The 18,670-nt window shown below is 64.5% G+C and carries 19 protein-coding genes and 1 pseudogene; 8 read left to right on the forward strand and 12 right to left on the reverse strand.

All coding sequences use genetic code 11. The features are described 5' to 3' along the window. Positions 1–78 precede the first annotated feature (78 nt). Both ACNJX8_RS29300 and ACNJX8_RS29305 read left to right on the forward strand, forming a co-directional pair. Positions 79–966: a LysR family transcriptional regulator gene (locus ACNJX8_RS29300; protein WP_439357612.1), complete on the forward strand. Its 888-nt coding sequence runs from the start codon at positions 79–81 to the stop codon at positions 964–966. Positions 967–1,068: 102 nt separating this feature from the next. After that, a pseudogene (locus tag ACNJX8_RS29305) lies at positions 1,069–2,232 on the forward strand (IS3 family transposase). A 168-nt stretch (positions 2,233–2,400) separates the two neighbouring features. On the opposite strand, the gene ACNJX8_RS29310 reads toward ACNJX8_RS29305, so the two are convergent. Next, on the reverse strand, positions 2,401–3,129 hold the full coding sequence (locus tag ACNJX8_RS29310; RefSeq protein WP_128943981.1) for a peroxiredoxin-like family protein: 729 nt from the start codon (positions 3,127–3,129) through the stop codon (positions 2,401–2,403). 81 nt (positions 3,130–3,210) lie between these two features. Then, the gene (locus ACNJX8_RS29315) at positions 3,211–3,495 is read right to left on the reverse strand and encodes a hypothetical protein (RefSeq protein WP_128943982.1); all 285 of its coding nucleotides are present in this window, start codon (positions 3,493–3,495) and stop codon (positions 3,211–3,213) included. 237 nt (positions 3,496–3,732) lie between these two features. Here ACNJX8_RS29315 and ACNJX8_RS29320 point away from each other — a divergent pair, with 237 nt between their 5' ends. Further along, positions 3,733–4,212 (forward strand): cupin domain-containing protein, encoded by a 480-nt coding sequence (locus ACNJX8_RS29320; RefSeq protein WP_128943983.1) that lies wholly within the window; start codon positions 3,733–3,735, stop codon positions 4,210–4,212. A gap of 86 nt (positions 4,213–4,298) precedes the next feature. Beyond that, complete coding sequence (locus ACNJX8_RS29325) at positions 4,299–5,501, forward strand: MFS transporter (RefSeq protein ID WP_439357613.1); 1,203 nt, start codon at positions 4,299–4,301, stop codon at positions 5,499–5,501. Here ACNJX8_RS29325 and ccoS read toward each other — a convergent pair. From ccoS to ACNJX8_RS29375, 10 genes are all read right to left on the reverse strand, one after another. Further along, complete coding sequence (gene ccoS / locus ACNJX8_RS29330; protein ID WP_439361999.1) at positions 5,479–5,667, reverse strand: cbb3-type cytochrome oxidase assembly protein CcoS; 189 nt, start codon at positions 5,665–5,667, stop codon at positions 5,479–5,481. The two genes, ACNJX8_RS29325 and ccoS, sit on opposite strands and share 23 nt — an antisense overlap. Next, complete coding sequence (locus ACNJX8_RS29335) at positions 5,667–7,856, reverse strand: cation-translocating P-type ATPase (protein ID WP_439357614.1); 2,190 nt, start codon at positions 7,854–7,856, stop codon at positions 5,667–5,669. The genes ccoS and ACNJX8_RS29335 overlap by 1 nt, the downstream gene beginning before the upstream one ends. A gap of 12 nt (positions 7,857–7,868) precedes the next feature. Further along, positions 7,869–8,354 (reverse strand): FixH family protein, encoded by a 486-nt coding sequence (locus ACNJX8_RS29340; RefSeq protein WP_128939635.1) that lies wholly within the window; start codon positions 8,352–8,354, stop codon positions 7,869–7,871. Between the two features lie 15 nt (positions 8,355–8,369). Then, the gene (gene ccoG, locus ACNJX8_RS29345) at positions 8,370–9,836 is read right to left on the reverse strand and encodes a cytochrome c oxidase accessory protein CcoG (protein ID WP_439357615.1); all 1,467 of its coding nucleotides are present in this window, start codon (positions 9,834–9,836) and stop codon (positions 8,370–8,372) included. A 120-nt stretch (positions 9,837–9,956) separates the two neighbouring features. After that, a complete protein-coding gene (gene ccoP, locus ACNJX8_RS29350) occupies positions 9,957–10,829 on the reverse strand; it encodes a cytochrome-c oxidase, cbb3-type subunit III (RefSeq protein WP_439357616.1) in 873 nt (290 codons plus the stop codon). Between the two features lie 6 nt (positions 10,830–10,835). Next, on the reverse strand, positions 10,836–11,000 hold the full coding sequence (locus tag ACNJX8_RS29355; RefSeq protein WP_063691463.1) for a CcoQ/FixQ family Cbb3-type cytochrome c oxidase assembly chaperone: 165 nt from the start codon (positions 10,998–11,000) through the stop codon (positions 10,836–10,838). Positions 11,001–11,013: 13 nt separating this feature from the next. Then, positions 11,014–11,748: a cytochrome-c oxidase, cbb3-type subunit II gene (ccoO, locus tag ACNJX8_RS29360; RefSeq protein WP_128943989.1), complete on the reverse strand. Its 735-nt coding sequence runs from the start codon at positions 11,746–11,748 to the stop codon at positions 11,014–11,016. Between the two features lie 12 nt (positions 11,749–11,760). Beyond that, positions 11,761–13,410 carry a cytochrome-c oxidase, cbb3-type subunit I gene (gene ccoN, locus ACNJX8_RS29365; protein ID WP_128935213.1) on the reverse strand — a complete coding sequence of 550 codons (1,650 nt, stop codon included), beginning with the start codon at positions 13,408–13,410 and terminating at the stop codon, positions 11,761–11,763. Between the two features lie 309 nt (positions 13,411–13,719). Next, positions 13,720–14,145 carry a CBS domain-containing protein gene (locus ACNJX8_RS29370; protein WP_091892710.1) on the reverse strand — a complete coding sequence of 142 codons (426 nt, stop codon included), beginning with the start codon at positions 14,143–14,145 and terminating at the stop codon, positions 13,720–13,722. Between the two features lie 42 nt (positions 14,146–14,187). Beyond that, complete coding sequence (locus ACNJX8_RS29375; protein WP_439357617.1) at positions 14,188–15,021, reverse strand: universal stress protein; 834 nt, start codon at positions 15,019–15,021, stop codon at positions 14,188–14,190. A gap of 204 nt (positions 15,022–15,225) precedes the next feature. Here ACNJX8_RS29375 and fixL point away from each other — a divergent pair, with 204 nt between their 5' ends. The 4 genes from fixL to ACNJX8_RS29395 all read left to right on the forward strand — a co-directional run bounded on the left by fixL (position 15,226) and on the right by ACNJX8_RS29395 (position 18,641). Beyond that, positions 15,226–16,743 (forward strand): sensor protein FixL, encoded by a 1,518-nt coding sequence (gene fixL, locus ACNJX8_RS29380; RefSeq protein WP_128943991.1) that lies wholly within the window; start codon positions 15,226–15,228, stop codon positions 16,741–16,743. Positions 16,744–16,746: 3 nt separating this feature from the next. Further along, positions 16,747–17,364 carry a response regulator FixJ gene (gene fixJ, locus ACNJX8_RS29385; RefSeq protein ID WP_128939628.1) on the forward strand — a complete coding sequence of 206 codons (618 nt, stop codon included), beginning with the start codon at positions 16,747–16,749 and terminating at the stop codon, positions 17,362–17,364. Positions 17,365–17,422: 58 nt separating this feature from the next. Then, positions 17,423–17,839, forward strand: a complete 417-nt coding sequence (locus ACNJX8_RS29390; protein WP_439357618.1) for a response regulator transcription factor — start codon at positions 17,423–17,425, stop codon at positions 17,837–17,839. Between the two features lie 103 nt (positions 17,840–17,942). Continuing rightward, complete coding sequence (locus ACNJX8_RS29395; protein WP_164934639.1) at positions 17,943–18,641, forward strand: helix-turn-helix domain-containing protein; 699 nt, start codon at positions 17,943–17,945, stop codon at positions 18,639–18,641. The last annotated feature ends 29 nt before the right edge of the window (positions 18,642–18,670 follow it).

The raw sequence follows: 18,670 nt of genomic DNA on the forward strand, positions 1-18,670 counted from the left end.
CGCTATTGCGGCCGGGATGTCATTCCCTGCCCCGATCGGCTAGAGTTCTGCTGCCCGATCCTGCTGGGGAGCCGATCCATGGAAATGCATCAGGTCCGCTATTTCCTCGCGGTGGCGCAGCTGTTGAACTTCACGCGTGCCGCCGAGGAGTGCAACGTGACGCAGCCGTCGCTGACGCGCGCGATCAAGCAGCTCGAGGCCGAGCTCGGCGGCGACCTGTTTCGTCGCGAGCGACCGGCTGCGCAGCTGACCGAGCTCGGCCAGCGCATGCATCCGCTCTTGAAGCAGTGCTATGACGCCGCCGTCGGCGCGCGTTCCCTCGCCTCCTCGTTCAAGAGCGGTGAGATCGGCGCGCTCCGCATTGCGCTGACACATTCGATCGATCTGTCGCTGCTCATTCCCCATCTCAACCAGATCAGGCGGCAGTTCAACCGGCTCGAATTCCGCTTCCTGCGCGGGACGAGCCGCGAGGTCGGCGAATTCCTGAAGAAGGGCGAGGCCGAGCTCGGGATTGCCGCCGAGATCGATGAGGCCTGGGAGCGGCTCGACGCCTGGCCCCTATTCACGGAAACTTTTGAGCTCGTCGTCGGCGATGGCCATCGGCTGGCCGGCCGCAGCTCGGTCGAACTGGAGGACTTGCGATCGGAGCAGCTTCTGAGCCGGACGTTCTGCGAGCATTCCGGCCGGATCTCTGCGAGCCTGCGCGAACACGGCATCGACATCGAACATGGCCACGAAGTCTCGAACGAGCGCGATCTGATCGAGCTGGTCGACGCCGACATGGGCATCGCCATGGTGCCGCACACCTCGGCCGTGCCGGAACGGCTGACGCGCGCCGCGGTGACGGGGCTGGACGCCCGCCGTACCGTCAGCCTGTACGGGGTGGCCGGCCGGCAGCGCACGGCAGTGGGCAATGCCGTGATGCGCATGCTGCGCGGCGCGGACTGGCGAGAGCTGGCGGGGTAGTGCGGACGCTCTTTCTTCCCCTCTCCCCTTGCGGGAGAGGGTGTGAACCTCCTCCGAATGAGTGGACACCTGTAGTAGGCTCATTGAGCCCGGAGGTGTCGAATGGAACGTCAACGTCGGTCATTTACCGAAGAGTACAAGCGCCAGGCCGTTGAGCTGGTGGTGTCGAGCGGTCGCTCGATCACGTCGGTAGGCAAGGAACTCGGGCTGCGCGACTCGGTGCTGCGGCGTTGGGTGGATAAGGCCGGGCAGCAGCCGGCATCGGCGGCGTGGCGCCCCACCACGCAGGCGACGCCGATGTCGGCGGACCAGGCTTCGGAGATCGCCCGGTTGCGCCAGGAGAACGAACGGCTGCGCATGGAGCGCGACATTTTAAAAAAGTCGATCGCGATCTTTGCCGGAACCCGGACATGAGCTTCCGCTTCATCGAGGACCATCGCGACGCCTATCCGGTACGATTGATGTGCGCCGTGCTTAAGGTCTCGCCGGCCGGCTATTACGCCTGGCGCGATCGCCCGGCGAGTCAGCGGACCAAATCCAATGCCACGCTGCTGGCTGCGATCCGGCAGGCCCATCACGACAGCAGCGGACGCTACGGCAGTCCCCGCGTCCATGCCGTGCTGCGGACGCAGGGCCGTGGCGCCAGCCGCGGATCGAGCGGATGATGCGCCGGCACGGTATCCGCGCCATCACGGCGCCGCCGCGCCGGGTGCGCACCACCGACAGCCGTCACGACCTGCCGATCGCCCCGAACCTGATCGCGCGCGACTTCACAGCGGAAACCCCGAACCGCGTTTGGCTCGCCGATATCACCTACATCCCGACCGCGGAGGGCTGGCTGTATCTGGCGGCCGTCATGGATCTCTTCAGTCGAAAGATCGTCGGCTGGGCCATGCGGGATCACATGCAAGTCGAACTCGCATCCGCGGCGTTGACGATGGCCATCCAGCAGCAACGGCCGCAGGCCGGATTGATCACCACTCCGATCGCGGCGTGCAGTATGCCTCACACGCCTATCGCGACGTTCTCACGGGCACCGGCATCGTTGCATCGATGAGCCGCAAGGCCGATTGCTACGACAATGCCCCGATGGAGAGCTTCTTCCATACCCTGAAGACCGAGCTCGTTCACCATCGCGACTACCAGACCCGCGCCGAGGCCCAGCGCGATATCTTCGCCTTCATCGAGGGCTTCTACAACCGCACCCGGCTCCATTCCGCGATCGGATATATCGCCCCGATCGAGATGGAGCTAAAAGCCGCTTAAGCCCGTCCACTTTTTCGGGGGAAGATCAGGTGGCTCGCCGCGACAGCGGCGAGACGGGTGAGGGGTTGTCTCAGCGCGCTAGTCTCTTGCATCGAGGGCGCAGAGAGAACCCCTCATCCGGCGCTTCGCGCCAGCTTCTCCCACAAGGGGAGAAGGGAGGAAAGCGCGTTATGCGAAGCTCAGCTTTCCCCTGCGTGCATCCTCCAGCGCGGCCAGGAGATCATCGATCTCCATGCGCTTGCGGAAATCGGGATCGACGAAGCGGGCCTTCACGAGGCCGTCGCGTCCGACCACGAACACGGCCGGGATCGGCAGGACCCAGCCGTCATTGCCGTGGAATTTCGCCATGTCCTGATAGGACAACAGATGCTGGATCTCGGCGCCGAGCCAGATCGCGAGATTGAGCGAGAGCGCGTAGCCGTTGTCGAGATCGGTCAGGATCGGAAACGGCGCACCGGCGTCTGACTTCAGCTGCCGCGTATATTCCTGCGTTTCCGGCACGATTGCGACGACCTGTGCCCCTATCGCCTTGATGCGGCCGAGTGCCTGGACCACCGCGCGGACATTGAGCCGGCAATACGGGCACCAATGACCGCGGAAGAACATCACCGCAACCGGGCCGCTCTCCAACAGCGCATTCAGCGCGACGAGACGTCCACTCTCGTCGGGCAGCATGAACGGCGGCATCGCATCGCCCGGACGCGGCGCCGTCTCACCACCCCCGTTTCCATTTAACCGCGCGACCAGGCGATCGACCGCCTCGCCATAGGCGGGGAACACCTTCCGGCTGGCGTCGGCATAGGCGCGGAGCTGGTCGTTCAGCGTACCGTCCATGTCGCGGCAGCGCTGGAAAGCAAGCCTGAGCTGTTCGGCGTCGGCGGGCGAGAGAGACGTCATCTTCTGCTCCGGCGTTCAGGGGACGAATATTAGTTGCGTGGTCGGGCCGCCCGCAAGGGGGCGGCCGTCCTGCGCACGCGATCAGTTCACGTAGAAATTTCCGGTCGGATCCAGCCGCCCCGACGTGGAGTACAGCGTACCCTTGTCCATGAAGAAGACGGTGTTGTCGGGAACCCTCTTCGCGTTCTTCATCATGGCGTCGTGGTTCTTCTCGGCCGGCGCCATGGCCATCGCCGACATCTTGCCGGGTCCGCCATAGACGTAAGCCATGCCAGCCTTGAAGTCCCAGGCGGCCTCCGAGAAGGCCGACGTGGCGATGACGGCGAAGGCCGCGCTAAAGATCAGGGTTTTGGACACTTTCGTCATGAGATGCTCCTCCGGATTGACGTGAACGCCCGCCAATCGGGCGTCCTGCCATCGGACGCCAGATCCCCCGGAGGCGGAAATGCCGATGCCCAATCGGTTCGATAGCCGCGGCGCATCAACATAGCGCCGGGCTATCGCATCGAAAGCGAGCCGGCATTTCAACATCGACGCGGTCTCGACGAAGCTCCTGCCATAGCCGGCGACCACCACGGTTGCGGCCAACACAGGAGAGTTCCCATGTCTAGGCATCACATCGTGTCGCGCGTGGTTTGGACAGGCGTTGCCGTTCTCGGGGCGCTGACATTTGCGACACCGGTTTTCGCCGGCGAATGTCCGGCCGACAAGATCAAGCCGAACGCCCAGCAGATGGTCGATTACAAGCCGGTCGGCGTCACCGATGTCACGCTCGGTGCGATCGACCTCGGCAAGCAGCCGGCGCATATCGAGGGCCGCGAGCTGCGCTTCCGCAAGCTGACGATCGCGCCCGGCGGCATCGTGCCCTGGCACAGCCATGACGACCGCCCTGCTTTGATCTTCGTGCAGCAGGGCGAGATCGTCGAATACGCCTCCAACTGCGCCGATCCGATCGTGCACAAGGCTGGCGACATCCGTCCCGAAGTCTTCGGCACCTCGCACTGGTGGAAGAACCTCGGCAAGGAGACCGTCATTCTCTATGTCGGCGACGTCCGCAAGGACCCGAACGACCACCACATGTAACGAGCGCACGGCCCCAGCGTATCGTTACCCGATGTGGTGCCCGGATCTCGTGCCGGGCGCCACATCCCTCACAGGACAAGCGTGCCATGATCGATCTTTCCACTCCGATCAAACCGGGCGCGGTGCCCATGGATGGGCTTTCCCCAGGTCTCGCGCTGCGTTCGCTCGTGATCGGCCTCACCGCATTCCTGACTGTCGTCGACCTGTTCGCGACGCAGGCGATCCTACCCTCGCTGACGCGCCACTATGGCGTCACGCCGGCGGCGATGGGCTTCGCGGTCAATGCCAGCACCTTCGGCATGGCCGTCGCGAGCCTCGTCGTTGGCTTCTTCAGCCCACATATCAATCGTCGGAATGGCATCTTGCTCAGCCTGGCACTTCTTGCGATTCCGACGAGCCTCCTGGCGTCCGCACCCAATCTTGCCGTCTTTACCGCCTTACGCGTTGCTCAGGGCCTCTGCATGGCATCCGCCTTCGCGTTGACGCTCGCCTATCTCGGCGAGCAATGCAGCGCGATGGACGCCGGCGGCGCGTTTGCCGCCTATATCACCGGAAACGTCGCCAGCAATCTCGTTGGTCGGCTGATCTCAGCGGCCGTCGCCGATGGCCTCGGCCTCGCGTGGAATTTCTACGTTTTCGCTGCCCTCAATCTCGCCGGCGCGGCGCTGGTCTATGTCACCATCAAGCACGTCCAGCCGACGCATGCGATGAGCGCCACGGGGTCGCCGCTCGCCGCGATGTTCGCACATTGGCGCGACCCTCGATTGCGCGCCGCCTACAGCATCGGCTTCTGCATCCTGTTCGCCTTCATCGGCACCTTCACGTTCGTCAATTTCATTCTGGTGCGGCCGCCGCTATCGCTCGGCATGATGGGTCTGGGCTTCGTCTATGTCGTCTTCCTGCCCTCGGTGCTCACGACATTGCTAGCGGGCAGAATAGCATCGCGCCTCGGACCACGGCCGACGATCTGGGGCTCGCTCGCCGTCGCCGGGATAGGTTTGCCGTTGATGCTGACGCCGCATCTGGGCGCGGTGCTCGCGGGGATGGTCCTGGTCGGTGTCGGCACGTTCTTCGCGCAAGCGACCGCCACCGGTTTCGTCGGACAGGCGGCCACCGACGGCCGCGGCATCGCCAGCGGCACCTATCTCGCCTGCTATTTCTGCGGCGGGCTCGTCGGCACGGCCGTGCTCGGACGGCTGTTCGACGCCTTCGGCTGGCAGGCTTGCGTGGCCGGCGTGGGTCTGGCCCTCGCGGCCGCAGCTCTGCTCACGATTGACTTGAAGCGCTAGCGCTAGTCGGCGCCTGCTGCTGCGGCGGCTCGTCGTCGACAATCGCGCGCCAGGCGGCGCCGTCGAGATCGTCGTATTGGCCGCTCCGCAGCGACCAGAGGAAAGCTATGAGACCGGCACCGCCGAGAGCCAGCGCCAGCGGAACCAGAATGACCAGGATCTCCATCACGCCATCTCCCGCGAGGCGCTGCGCGCTCGCAACGAATTGAGCATCACCAGGATCGACGATCCGCTCATGGCAGCCGCCGCGATCAGGGGGGTCACCACACCGCTGATCGCGACCGGCACGGCGAGGACATTGTAGCCGATCGCAAGCCAGAGGTTCTGCCGCATCAAATGCAGCGCCTTGCGCGCGGAGTCGATGGCGGCGACGACTGGAGCGAGCGGCCGGCCGAGGAAGACGAGATCGGCGGTGGCTTGGCTCAGATGCGCGGCGGAGATCGGCGACATCGAGACATGGGCCGCCGCCAGCGACGGCGCATCATTCATGCCGTCGCCGACCATCAGCACTTTTGCGCCGCGCCGCTTCAACTCCTCGATCCGCGCGATCTTGTCGGCCGGCGTGACGCCGGCGCGCCATTCGGGAATGCCGAGCGCGTGCGCCGCCGCCTTCACCGCCGGCTCGCGGTCGCCGGAGAGGATCTCGACGCCGATGTTGCGCGCCTTCAGCGCCGTGATCACGGCTTGCGCGTCGGGGCGCAGGCCCTGGCGGACGGAAAGGATGAACTTTTCGTTGCCCTTGCTGAATGCCACGATCGAGGCTTCGGGATCGAGCGTGGCGCCGCCGACCAGCGTCTCGGCACCGCAGAACGGCGGACGGCCAAGGCGAAGCTCGACGCCGTCGACGGTCGCGCGGACTCCCTGACCGGATTCCTCGACAGCGCCGACGATCGGAGACTTCGCACCGGCAGCCTGCGCAACTGCGGCTGCGACCGGATGATGGCTCGACAGCGCGAGGCGGCCGGCGAGCGCGAAGATATCGGCAGGGATGTCGGCGGCATTCATGACTTCGAGATCGGGCAGCGTCAGCGTGCCGGTCTTGTCGAAGATGACATGGTCGGCTTCGGCCAGCCGCTCGATTGCGTCGCCTGAGTTGAGCAGCACGCCGGACTTGAACATCGCGCCCGAGGCCACCGTCTGCACCGTCGGGATCGCGAGCCCGAGCGCGCAGGGACAGGTGATGATCAGCACGGCGACGCCGGTCACGATCGCATCGTGCCACCCAGCACCCGCGATGACCCAGCCGAGGATGGTCAGAAGCGCGGTCGCATGGACCACCGGCGCATAGAGCCGCGAGGCACGGTCGGCGAGCCGCATGTAGCGCGAGCGCGCCTGGAGCGCGTTGTCGAGCAACCGCGTGATCTCGGCGAGCAGCGTCGCCTCCGACGCCGCCGAGACCCGCACCCGCAGCGTGCCGGAGATGTTCATCGACCCCGCATAGACCGGCGTGCCCTGCTCGGCCGTCACATAGAGCGTCTCACCGGTGATCAGGCTCTGGTCGATCTCGGAACGTCCCTCGATCACGGTGCCGTCGACCGCGCAGCGCTCGCCGGGGCGCAGCAGCACGATGTCGCCGGGATGGATGGCCGCCACCGGCACGTGCGAGATTTCATCGGGGCCGACGAACTTGGCCGCCGTCTCCGCCTTCAGCGCCGCGAGATTGCCGGCGACCGCACGCGTCCGCCGCCGCATGTTCTGGTCGAGGAAACGGCCGACCAGGAGGAACGTCAGCAGCATGATCGCGGCGTCGAAATAGGCGTGCTCGGCGTGGTGGATGGTCTCGACCACGGACATGCCGAGCGCGAGGATCACACCAATCGAGATCGGCACGTCCATGTTGGTGGTCTTGGCCGCCAGCGCGCGCCAGGCCGAACAGAAGAACGGCTGGCCGGCATAGGCCGCCGCCGGCAGCGCGATCAGCGCCGAGAGCCAGTGGAAGAAGTCGCGCTGCTCGGGCAGCATGTCGGAGACGTTGCCCGACCATATCGGGATCGACAGCATCATCACGTTCATGGTGGCGAACGCGGCGACGCCGAGGCAGCGCAGCAGGAAGCGAGATTCGGCGACCTCGGTTGCCTCCGCGCTCTCGGTCTCGAACGGATAGGCCTTGTAGCCGAGCTCTTCGAGCCGATCGATGAATCGGCCAGGATCGAGCGTGCCCGCCTTCCATTCCAGCGCGACGCGGCGGTCAGTGAGGTTCACCCGCGCCAGGGTGACATCAGGGATGGCGGACAGCCCGCGCTCGATCTTGGCCATGCAGCCGGCGCAATGGACGCCTTCGACGGCGAGATCGATGTGCTGGAGGCCATCGCCTGCGGTCCGGACGTAGTGCGAAAAATCCCGCGTGACCTGCATGACGAAATCCCTTCAGTTCAGGATCACGCGGTTGCGCGACAGGAACACACGTGCCCCCCGCGCCTCGCCCTCGATCACCAGATCCCACTGGCCGGGCGCGACGGCGGCGGCATGGCCGCGATAGATGCCGATGCCGGCTTCCGTGAGCTCGACGGCGAGATCGGCGCGCTTGTCGGTCGGCCGCTCCAGGCGGCCGCCGAACTTCAGTCCGGCGATCGGCTGGCCGCTCGCATCGCGTGCTTCGACCTGAAGCACGGCGCCGCCGTCGTTGCGGCGCTCGACATGGGCGTTGACCTTCCATTTGCGCAGCGCCTGGTCCTGCGCCGCCGCGATCTCGCGGTCGTAGGTGAGGCCCGCAGCATAAGGACTGTCGACGTCGGTACCGGGCAGCGTCGCAATCGCGAGCTTCATCATGGTCACGTTGACGCCGATCACGAGACCGAAGAAGGCGACCAACATCAGGAACACCTTGGTTCCGGTCAGCGGCTTGGATGACATGACAGTCTCCTGGATTTACGGCGCGACGAAATTGTCGGTGGCGCTCGCGGCGACGCCCAGTCCGATGTCCATGACGTGGAAGCGGACCGGAATCGACTTCTCCGGATTATTTTCGGCCGGTGCGGTGACGAGCAGCCGCAGTTCGCTGGTGGAGTCGCGCGGAATCACGATGATCGGGCGGTCCGGCGTCACCGAATCGACGCCGACGACGTGCATCGTCGGGTTGACTGGCCCCTCCACGTCGATGGCGATGACGCGGTCGTAGCCGCTCTTGTTCAGCAGACGCACCGTGTAGGCATTGCGGATCGAGCCGTCGCTGAGCTTGACCGCGACCGGATTGCGGTCGTGCAGGACGTTGACGTCGAGCAAGCTGCGGGTCGCGAGCGTATAGATCATGATGCCGCCGACCGCGGCGATGATCGCGCTGTAGACGATCGTGCGGGCACGAACGATGCGGTAGATCGGCGGCTTGCCTTCTTGACGGCGCTGGATGTTGATGTCGTTGTCGTAGCCGATCAGCCGCTTCGGCCGACCGATCTTGGTCATCACGTTGTCGCAGGCGTCGATACAGAGTCCGCACTGGATGCATTCGAGCTGCGGCCCGTTGCGGATATCGATTCCGGTCGGGCAGACCGCGACGCATTGATAGCAGTCGACGCAGTCGCCGACCTGCTGGCCGAGGGCGCGCAGCTCCGCGGCCTTCTTCACCGAGGTGCGCTTCTCGCCGCGGTCGTAGCGATAGGTGACGTTGAGCGCCCATTCGTCGGTCAGCGCCGCCTGGATCCGCGGCCACGGGCACATATAGGTGCAGACCTGCTCGCGCATGAAGCCGGCGAGCACATAGGTCGACGCGGTGAGGATGCCGATCCAGACATAGGCGATCATCGGCGCCTGGAAGGTGACGAGCTCTTTGACCAGCGTCGGCGCGTCATTGAAATAGAGCACCCAGGCGCCGCCGGTCCACCAGGCGATCAGCAGCCAGATCGAGTGCTTGAGCACGATCTCGTAGATGCGCTCGAGTTTGAGCCAGTCGGACGATTTGTCCTTCCTCATCCGCTCGCGCCGGTCGCCCTCGACGAGACGCTCGACGGCATAGAACAGGTCGGTCCACACCGTCTGCGGACAAAGGTAGCCGCACCAGATCCGGCCGCCGATGGAGTTCATCAGGAACAGCGCGACCGCGGCGACGATCAACAGGCCGGTGAAGTAGTAGACCTCCTGCGGCCACAGCTCGATGAAGAAGAAGTAGAAGCGGCTGTTGGGGAGATCGATCAGCACGGCCTGGCTGGGCGCGCCGAGGCCGCGGTTCCAGCGCACGAACGGCAGGAGATAATAGACGCCGAGGCAGAACGCCATTAGACCCCATTTGATCCGGCGGAACGTGCCGGAGACGCTCTGCGGATAGACTTTCTTGCGCGCAGCGTAGAGCGGCGCGTTGTCGTCCGCCGGCTTGAGTTCGTTCGGGTTGACGGTCTTGTTCATCGCGGAATCTTCTCAAGAGGTGCGATCAAACCTAGACTCGGCGCCGGCACGTCCCTTGATCCAACGCAAACGGGGGCGCTTTTCTTCGCCCCCGCCGGAAGTCGTTGGCCGTGGATCGGCTTATTTGCCGCCGCCGAGCGAATGAACGTAGACCGCCATCGCCTTGATGGTGGCGGGATCGAGCCGCCCTTCCCAGGCCGGCATGACGCCGGCGCGGCCCTGGCTGATGGTCTCGATCAGGCTCGCCTCGTCCGAGCCGTAGAGCCAGATCTTGTCGGTCAGGTTCGGCGCGCCCATCTCCTGGTTGCCCTTGCCGCCGTCGCCGTGGCAGGCGACGCAATTCTCCGCGAAGATCTTCTCGCCCTTGGCGGCATCAAAGCCCTTGCGGGTCGAGAGGCCCGACAGCGACCGCACGTAATTGGCAACCGTGACGATCTCGTCGCCCTTCAGCACGCCATCCTTGCCGAAGGCGAGCATCTGGCCTTCATGCGTCTTGGCATGGCCGGAACGCGCGCCGTACTGGATGGTCTGCATGATCTGGTCGAGCGTGCCGCCCCACAGCCAGTCGTCGTCGTTCAGGTTCGGGAAGCCCTTGGCGCCGGCGCCGCCGGAGCCGTGGCACGGCGCGCAATTGTCGCCGAACACGGTCTTGCCCTTGGCACGGGCGAGCGCGAGCAGCGCGGGGTCCTTCTCGATGTCGGCCAGCGAGGCTGCGCCCAGCGCCACCATCTTGTCACCGCGGATCTTCTCGAGATTGGCGAGCTCGACCGCGACGTCGGCGCGCGACGAATAGCCGAACACGCCCGTGGTGTTGCTGGCGATCAGCGGCCAGGCCGGATAGACGATCCAGTAGCCGATCGCCCACACGATGGTGAGGTAGAAGGCGATCACCCACCAGCGCGGCAGCGGCGTGTTGAGCTCCTTGATGCCGTCCCATTCGTGTCCCGTCGTGGACTTGCCGGTGACGGTATCGACTTCGCTATGATCGGTCATGGTCTCTCACTCCTCCCGCAACGGCAGGTGCGCTGCTTCGTCGAACGCAGCCTTGTTACGGGGCCAAAATGCGTAGGCGATGATCGCGAGAAAGATCGCGACGAACACCGGCGTCCAGATCGTCGTCACCAGCTCGGACGCGAGATTATGGACTGTCAGGATAGCTTTCATCGTTGATGCCTTCTCAGCGAAGATTGGCTTTCTCGTTGTAGAGCTTGAAGTCGACCAGCGTGCCGAGCATCTGCAAGTAGGCGATCAGCGCGTCCATTTCGGTCGGCGTGCCGGTCTTGCCGTCGAAGTTGCGCACGACGGCCTTGGCGTAGCGCTTGCTGAAGGCATCGCCGCCGGCATTGTCCGGATCGGCCTGGGCCTTCAGGTCGGCGCCTGCGCTCGCGATCTGGTCGTCGGTGTAGGGCACGCCCACGGCCTTCAGCGTGCGCATGTGGTCGGCGATCGTGTCCGGATCGACCTCGGTGTGGCTCAGGAACGGATAGCCCGGCATCACCGATTGCGGCACGATGGCGCGCGGGTTGGTCAGATGGGTGACGTGCCAGTCGTCGGAATATTTCGCCCCGACGCGGGCAAGGTCGGGACCGGTGCGCTTCGAGCCCCACTGGAACGGATGGTCGAACATGCTCTCGGCGGCGAGCGAGAAGTGGCCGTAGCGCTCGACCTCGTCACGCAAGGGGCGGATCATCTGCGAATGGCAGAGATAGCAGCCTTCGCGGACGTAGACGTTGCGCCCGGCGAGCTCCAGCGGCGTGTAAGGCCTGACGCCGTCGACCGCCTCGATCGTGCTCTTGAGGTAGAACAGCGGGGTGATCTCGACGAGGCCGCCGATCGCAACCACGAGGAGGATGCCGACGACCAGGATGATCGAGTTCTTTTCGAAGACTTGATGGCGTGTCCAGAATGACATTGCTTGAGCTCCTCATTCCGCCGGCTGAAGAGCGACGGGCATCTGGACTTCCTGCTCGCCGACGCGGACGGTCATCCAGAGATTGTAGGCCATGATCAGCGCACCGATCAGGAACAGGCCGCCGCCGGCGGCGCGGATGATGTAGAAGGGATGCATCGCCTCGACGGTTTCGATGAAGGAATATTCGAGGAAGCCGAGCGAGGTGTAGGCGCGCCACATCAGGCCCTGGAGGATGCCGGACACCCACATCGCCGAGATGTAGAGAACGATGCCGAGGGTGGCGATCCAGAAGTGCCAGTTGACGAGCTTCAGGCTGTAGAGGCCCTTGCGATTCCAGGCCCACGGCACCAGGCAGTAGAGCGCGCCGAAGGAGACGAAGCCTACCCAGCCGAGCGCGCCGGAATGCACGTGGCCGATGGTCCAGTCGGTGTAGTGGCTGAGCGAATTGACCACCTTGATCGACATCATCGGACCTTCGAAGGTCGACATGCCGTAGAAGGCGACCGAGACCACGAGCATGCGCAGCACGGGATCGGTGCGCAGCTTGTCCCAGGCGCCCGACAGCGTCATCAGGCCGTTGATCATGCCACCCCAGGAGGGCATCCACAGCATGATCGAGAAGGTCATGCCGAGCGTCTGCGTCCAGTCCGGCAGCGCCGTGTAGTGCAGGTGGTGGGGACCTGCCCAGATGTAGAGGAAGATCAGCGCCCAGAAGTGGATGATCGACAGCCGGTAGGAATAGACCGGCCGCTCGGCGCGCTTCGGAATGAAGTAGTACATGATGGCGAGGAAGCCGGCGGTCAGGAAGAAGCCGACCGCGTTATGGCCGTACCACCATTGGAACATGGCATCCTGGATGCCGCCCCAGGCGACATAGGACTTCGAGCCGAACACCGAGACCGGGAGCGCCGGATTGTTGCCGAGATGCAGCACCGCGATCGTCACGATGAAGGCGAGATAGAACCAGTTCGCGACGAAGATGTGCGGCTCCTTGCGCTTGAAGATGGTGGCGAGGAAGACCAGCAGGTAGGCGACCCAGACGATGGTCAGCCAGAGGTCGGCATACCATTCCGGCTCGGCATATTCCTTCGACTGGGTGACACCGAGCAGATAGCCGGTGCCGGCGATCAGGATGAAGAAGTTGTAGCCGATCACGACGAACCAGGGCGCGAGATCGCCGGCCAGACGCGCGCGGCAGGACTTCTGCACGACGTAGAACGACGTGCCGATCAGCACGTTGCCGCCGAAGGCGAAGATCACCGCGGAGGTGTGCAGCGGCCGCAGACGGCCGAAGCTGGTCCAGGGCAGGTCGAAATTCAGCGCGGGCCAGGCCAGCTGCGAGGCGATGATGAGGCCGACGAGGAAGCCCGCGATGCCCCAGAACATCGCCATGAAGGCGGTGAACTTGATCGGCCCCATGTTGTAGTTGGGCCGGCCATTGATCTCCGCCGGCGGCAGCGTGGCCGGCCGTTCGAAATAGCGATTCACGATAAAGAACACCGCAGCCAGGCTCGCCGCAGCGCTGAGCGCAGCATGGAAGGCAAAGGGCGCATCGAGCGCCTTGGCCGCAGCGATCACGCAGAGGAAGGCGGCGACTGCAAACACGACAGACAGGCCGCTTTCGCCGATGGTCATGGATTTGGAGATGGAGGGCTGGCTCATGCGGATTCTCTCTCGAAAGAACACGACGCCAGAAACCACATTCACCCTCGCGGGGAATTGATTGAAATCAAGATGGCCTTGGAGGTTAGCCGTAGCCGACGAATATTTTCTGGGTTCCTCCGTATTTTTTCGGTGCGGCCAGTTAAAGTGCCCTCTCCCCTTGTGGGAGAGGGCAGCGAGGACAGCGCGGCAAACTCGCTTGGGTGAGGGGTTGGTGCGGCGGGGAACGGCGTCTCTGTGGAGACATACCCCTCATCCGGCGCTTCGCGCCACCTTCTCCCACAAGGGGAGAAGGGGAAAGGCATCGCGTCAGTCCCGCGCCGTCGCCTTGAGCGCCGCGATGACGTCCTCGCGGGCGATGATTCCGGCCAGATTCTGCGCGCCGTCGAGCACGATGATGCTCCTGATGCGGTGCTCGACCATGATCTGGAGCACGCGCGTCAGCCGCGTCTCGGGGCCGACATAGATGAACTCGGGTGTCATGACGTCGCCGATCTTGCGACTCATCAAGTCGGGATAGCGCGGCAGCATCTGGCTCGGCGTGAAGGCGAAGCACTTCAGGATGTCGAACTTGGTGACGATGCCGACCACCTGGCCGTCATCCACGACCGGATACGAGTTGAAGTCGTCGGTCTCGAACATCTCGCTGAGCTCGAGCAAGTCGCGGTCGCGCTGCACCGTTTTGACGTTGCGTGTCATGTAGCGGTCGACGGTTTGTTCGAGAAATCTGTACATGGCGCGTCCTCCTCGATTCGCTACTGGCCGGGCGGCCGGCCCTCAGTGCGACAGCAGCACGCTGCGGGCAGATTGTGTGACCAGATACTGGGTGACGCCGCCCAGGATCAGTTCACGAAATCTCGAATGACCATAGGCGCCCGCAACGATCAGGCCGGCGCCAACGTCGCCGGCGACCTTGTCCAATTGCGCGGCAGCGCTTCCGTTCCGCGCCGCCTCCGAGACGCGCGCTGTCGCGGTGACCCCGTGACGGGCGAGCCAGGCGGCCACGTCGCTGACGCCGGCCATCACGACCGAGCGGTTGTCGCCCTGCTCCGGAATTTCGACGATGGTGACGTCCCTCGCCTTGCGCAGCATCGGCAGCGCGTCGACGACTGCCCGCCGCGCCTCCGGCGTGTCCTTCCACGCCACCAGCACGCTGCGCAGATCGAGCCAATTGGCGTTATCGGGAACGACCAGAAGCGGCCTGCCAGCCTGCATCACCAGGTCCTTGGCGCTTGCGAGCGCAAAGGCGTCAGAGAAGGCGGGGCTCTGTCCGCCGCTGATGACGATGTCGGCGCAGCGCGCCTGCTCCAGGACAAAACGCATCGGAAAATCCATGGCGCTGCGCCACTCTGCGTGTCCGCCGCGATTCCTGGTGGCGGCGCGGAACTGCGCCTCGAGACCGGCGAGCCGCCGCTTGACGGACGCTTCGCCGTCCTCGATCAGCACTTGTGCTTCGGCGCCGTCGGCGAAATAAAGCGGCGGCGCGAACTGAGCCGCGGCAACGCCGACGATGGCCGCCTCGAATCGCTCGGCGAGCTCGCCCGCGACCTGAAGGCGCGCCTCGTTGGACTGATCGAGCGCGAGGCTGACCATCACGGTCGCATATGTCATCGGGATTCTCCGGCAGGCAATGAACTGCCGCGAAATCTAGCCTCGCCGACGCAAGGCAGGATGAGATAGATCAAATCGCCGGCCGTCATGTCGCAGGAATTCCGCCAATGAATTCAATCCGGCTTGCCTCCGAACGAACCTTGAGCGACATTGTCATGAGCGGTAAGCGCATCCTGCCGACCGCGCTTTAGCGAGGAGTGAAGTTTGGCGCCGACCCGCGTAACCCATCCGGCGGACGATGGTCGGGGCGAGCATTTCCGGCTCCGCATCGAGGGATTTGGGGTTGGCACCTGGGATCTCGATTTGCGAACTCGGGACCTTGAATGGTCCGAGATGTCCAAGCGGCTGTTTGGCCTCGCGGGGGATGATGCCGTCAGCCACGATCTCTTTCTGTCGCTGCTGGCCCCCAGCGATCGGGACCGCGTCTTGCAGGGAATCGAGCGCAGCTCGGAGAACGGCGCAGGATTCGACGTGTCCTTCAAGGTTGGCGGTCCTTCGGGGAAGGGCCAATGGATCCGGGCCAGGGCCGGCGTGATCCGAGACGATTCGGGCTCGCCACGTCATCTCAGCGGGATATTCCTCGACATCAACGAGGAAAGACATCTGGAAGAGGCCCTGCGCTCTCAGGAGAATCATCTTCGCTCGATTCTCGAAACGGTGCCGGACGCGATGATCGTGATCGATTCGCGCGGCATCATGCAGCTCTTCAGCAGCGCCGCGGAGCGGCTGTTCGGCTACAGCAGGCAGGAAGCCATTGGTCGGAACGTCAGCATTCTGATGCCGGAGCCTGATCAATCGCGTCACGACAGCTATATCGTGCGTTACCTCAAGACCAACGATCCCCACATCATCGGCATCGGCCGCATCGTGACCGGCAAGCGCCGCGACGGCACGACGTTCCCGATGCACCTTTCCGTCGGGCAGACGCAACGGGGCGGCGAGCTCTATTTCACCGGCTTCGTCCGCGATCTCACCGAACATCAGCAGACCCAGGCGCGGCTTCAGCAGCTGCAGTCGGAGCTCGTCCACGTTTCGCGGCTGACCGCGATGGGCGAAATGGCCTCGGCGCTCGCCCACGAGCTCAACCAGCCGCTGGCGGCGATCAGCAACTACATGAAGGGATCGCGGCGTCTGCTTGCCGGCAGCGTTGATCCGAATACGACGAAGATCGAAAGCGCGCTGGACCGCGCCTCGGAGCAGGCCTTGCGCGCCGGCCAGATCATCCGCCGCTTGCGCGACTTCGTCTCCCGCGGCGAGTCGGAAAAGCGGATTGAGAGCCTGTCCAAGCTGATCGAGGAGGCCGGCGCGCTCGGGCTCGCCGGCGCGCGCGAGCAGAATGTCCAGCTCCGCTTCAATCTCGATCCGAAGGCGGACCTCGTGTTGGCCGACCGCGTGCAGGTCCAGCAGGTCTTGGTCAACCTGTTCCGCAACGCGCTGGAAGCGATGGCGCAGTCGCCGCAGCGAGAGCTCGTGGTGGCCAACAAGCCGGTTGCCGACGACATGATCGAGGTCGAGGTTTCCGACACCGGCTCCGGCTTCCAGGACGACGTCATTCCAAACCTGTTTCAAACTTTCTTCACCACCAAGGAAACCGGCATGGGCGTAGGGCTGTCGATCAGCCGTTCGATCATCGAGGCTCACGGCGGCCGCATGTGGGCCGAGAGCAACGCATCGGGCGGGGCGACATTCCGCTTCACCTTGCCAGCAGCCGACGAGAACTGATTCATGACCAACAAGGGACATGTCTACGTCATCGACGACGACGCTGCGATGCGGGACTCGCTGAACTTCCTGCTGGATTCTTCCGGCTTCGGCGTCACGCTGTTCGACAATGCGAAAGATTTCATCGACACCCTGCCCGGCCTCGCCTTCGGCTGCGTCGTCTCCGACGTGCGCATGCCGGGCCTTGACGGGATCGAGCTTCTGAAGCGCATGAAGGCGCAGAACAGCCCGTTTCCAATCCTGATCATGACCGGGCATGGCGACGTGCCGCTCGCGGTCGAGGCAATGAAGCTCGGGGCCGTCGACTTCCTGGAGAAACCCTTCGAGGACGATCGTCTCATCACCATGATCGAGACGGCGATCCGCCAGGCCGAACCGGCGGCCAAGAGTGAGGCCATTTCGCAGGACATCGCCGCCCGCGTCGCCTCCTTGAGCCCGAGAGAGCGCCAGGTCATGGAGGGACTGATCGCGGGCCTTTCCAACAAGCTGATCGCCCGCGAATACGACATCAGCCCGCGGACCATCGAGGTGTACCGGGCCAATGTGATGACCAAGATGCAGGCGGGCAGCCTCTCGGAGCTGGTCCGCATGGCGATGCGCGCCGGCATGCTCAACGATTGAGCCAGGTAGCCTTGAGGCAGGTCAAGGCCCTTGGCGAGACCCGTGCTAGTCAAGCAGCATGATCGAGGTCAGCTCACACCATGCGCGGCCGTCGTCTCCCACAAGACCCACCGTCTATGTGGTCGACGACGATGCCGCCGTCCTGGGATCCCTGCGGTTCCTGCTGGAGACCGACGGCTTTGCCGTGCGGACCTTCAGGAGCGGCACGGCCCTGCTCAACGCGAGCGGCGCTCCGGGCGCGGACTGCTACGTGATCGACTACAAGATGCCCGACATCAACGGCATCGAGCTCGCCGGCCGGCTGCGCCAGTCCGACGGCGAGACCCCCGTGATCCTGATCACCGGCTATCCGGACGAGAACATCTCGGCCCGGGCGGCCGCGGCCGGGGTGAAAGACGTAGTCCTGAAGCCGCTTCTCGACGAAAACCTGCTCAAGCGCATCCGCCGCGCCATCCAGGACCACCGCCACGCCTGACCTACGGGATTCTACGTAAGGCAACCCCCTTAAGATATCGCTCGAAATTTTCGAAGCCCCCGATACCGCGTACCAATGCGTCATCACAACGGAGATGGCGCAGATGCTGACCCAGACGATCAACACCAAGGCAATCAATACCCAGATTGGTGGCAAGATTGCTCCTGCCCATCCCGTCACCGACCAGTTCGGCGCGATCACGGGCCATGTCGGCCTCGTCGCCACGGAGTTCTCCTACCGCAAGGACGAGGAGATCTATGGCGAGGACGAGCCGGCCGAATATGTCTATCAGGTCATCACCGGCGCGGTGCGCAGCTACAAGCTTCTCTCCGACGGCCGCCGCCAGATCGGTGCCTTCCATCTTCCCGGCGACGTGTTCGGGCTCGAATCCGGCGCTACTCACCGCCTCGCCGCCGAAGCCATCATCGACACCACCGTGCGCCTCGTGAAGCGCGCCAGCCTCGAGAAGGCCGCCGGCATCGACGTCCAGGTCGCCCGCAAGCTCTGGGCCATGACGGCTTCCGAGCTGCGCCACGCCGAGGACCACATGCTGCTGCTGGGGCGCAAGACCGCGATGGAGCGCGTTGCGACCTTCCTGCTCGAAATGGACCGCCGCCTCGCCGTTGCTGGCATGATGGCGCTGCCGATGTGCCGCCGCGACATCGGCGACTATCTCGGCCTCACGCTCGAGACCGTGTCGCGAGCGCTGTCGCAGCTTCACACCCAGGGCATCCTGGGCTTCTCCGGCGCCCGCCAAATCGTGCTGCGCAACCGCCAGCGCCTGCACAATCTGGACGCCTGATCTCTCTTTCGTCCCCACCTACTTGGCCG

It is taken from the genome of Bradyrhizobium sp. SPXBL-04 (assembly GCF_051853035.1).
In the GTDB taxonomy this organism is placed as follows: domain Bacteria; phylum Pseudomonadota; class Alphaproteobacteria; order Rhizobiales; family Xanthobacteraceae; genus Bradyrhizobium; species Bradyrhizobium zhanjiangense.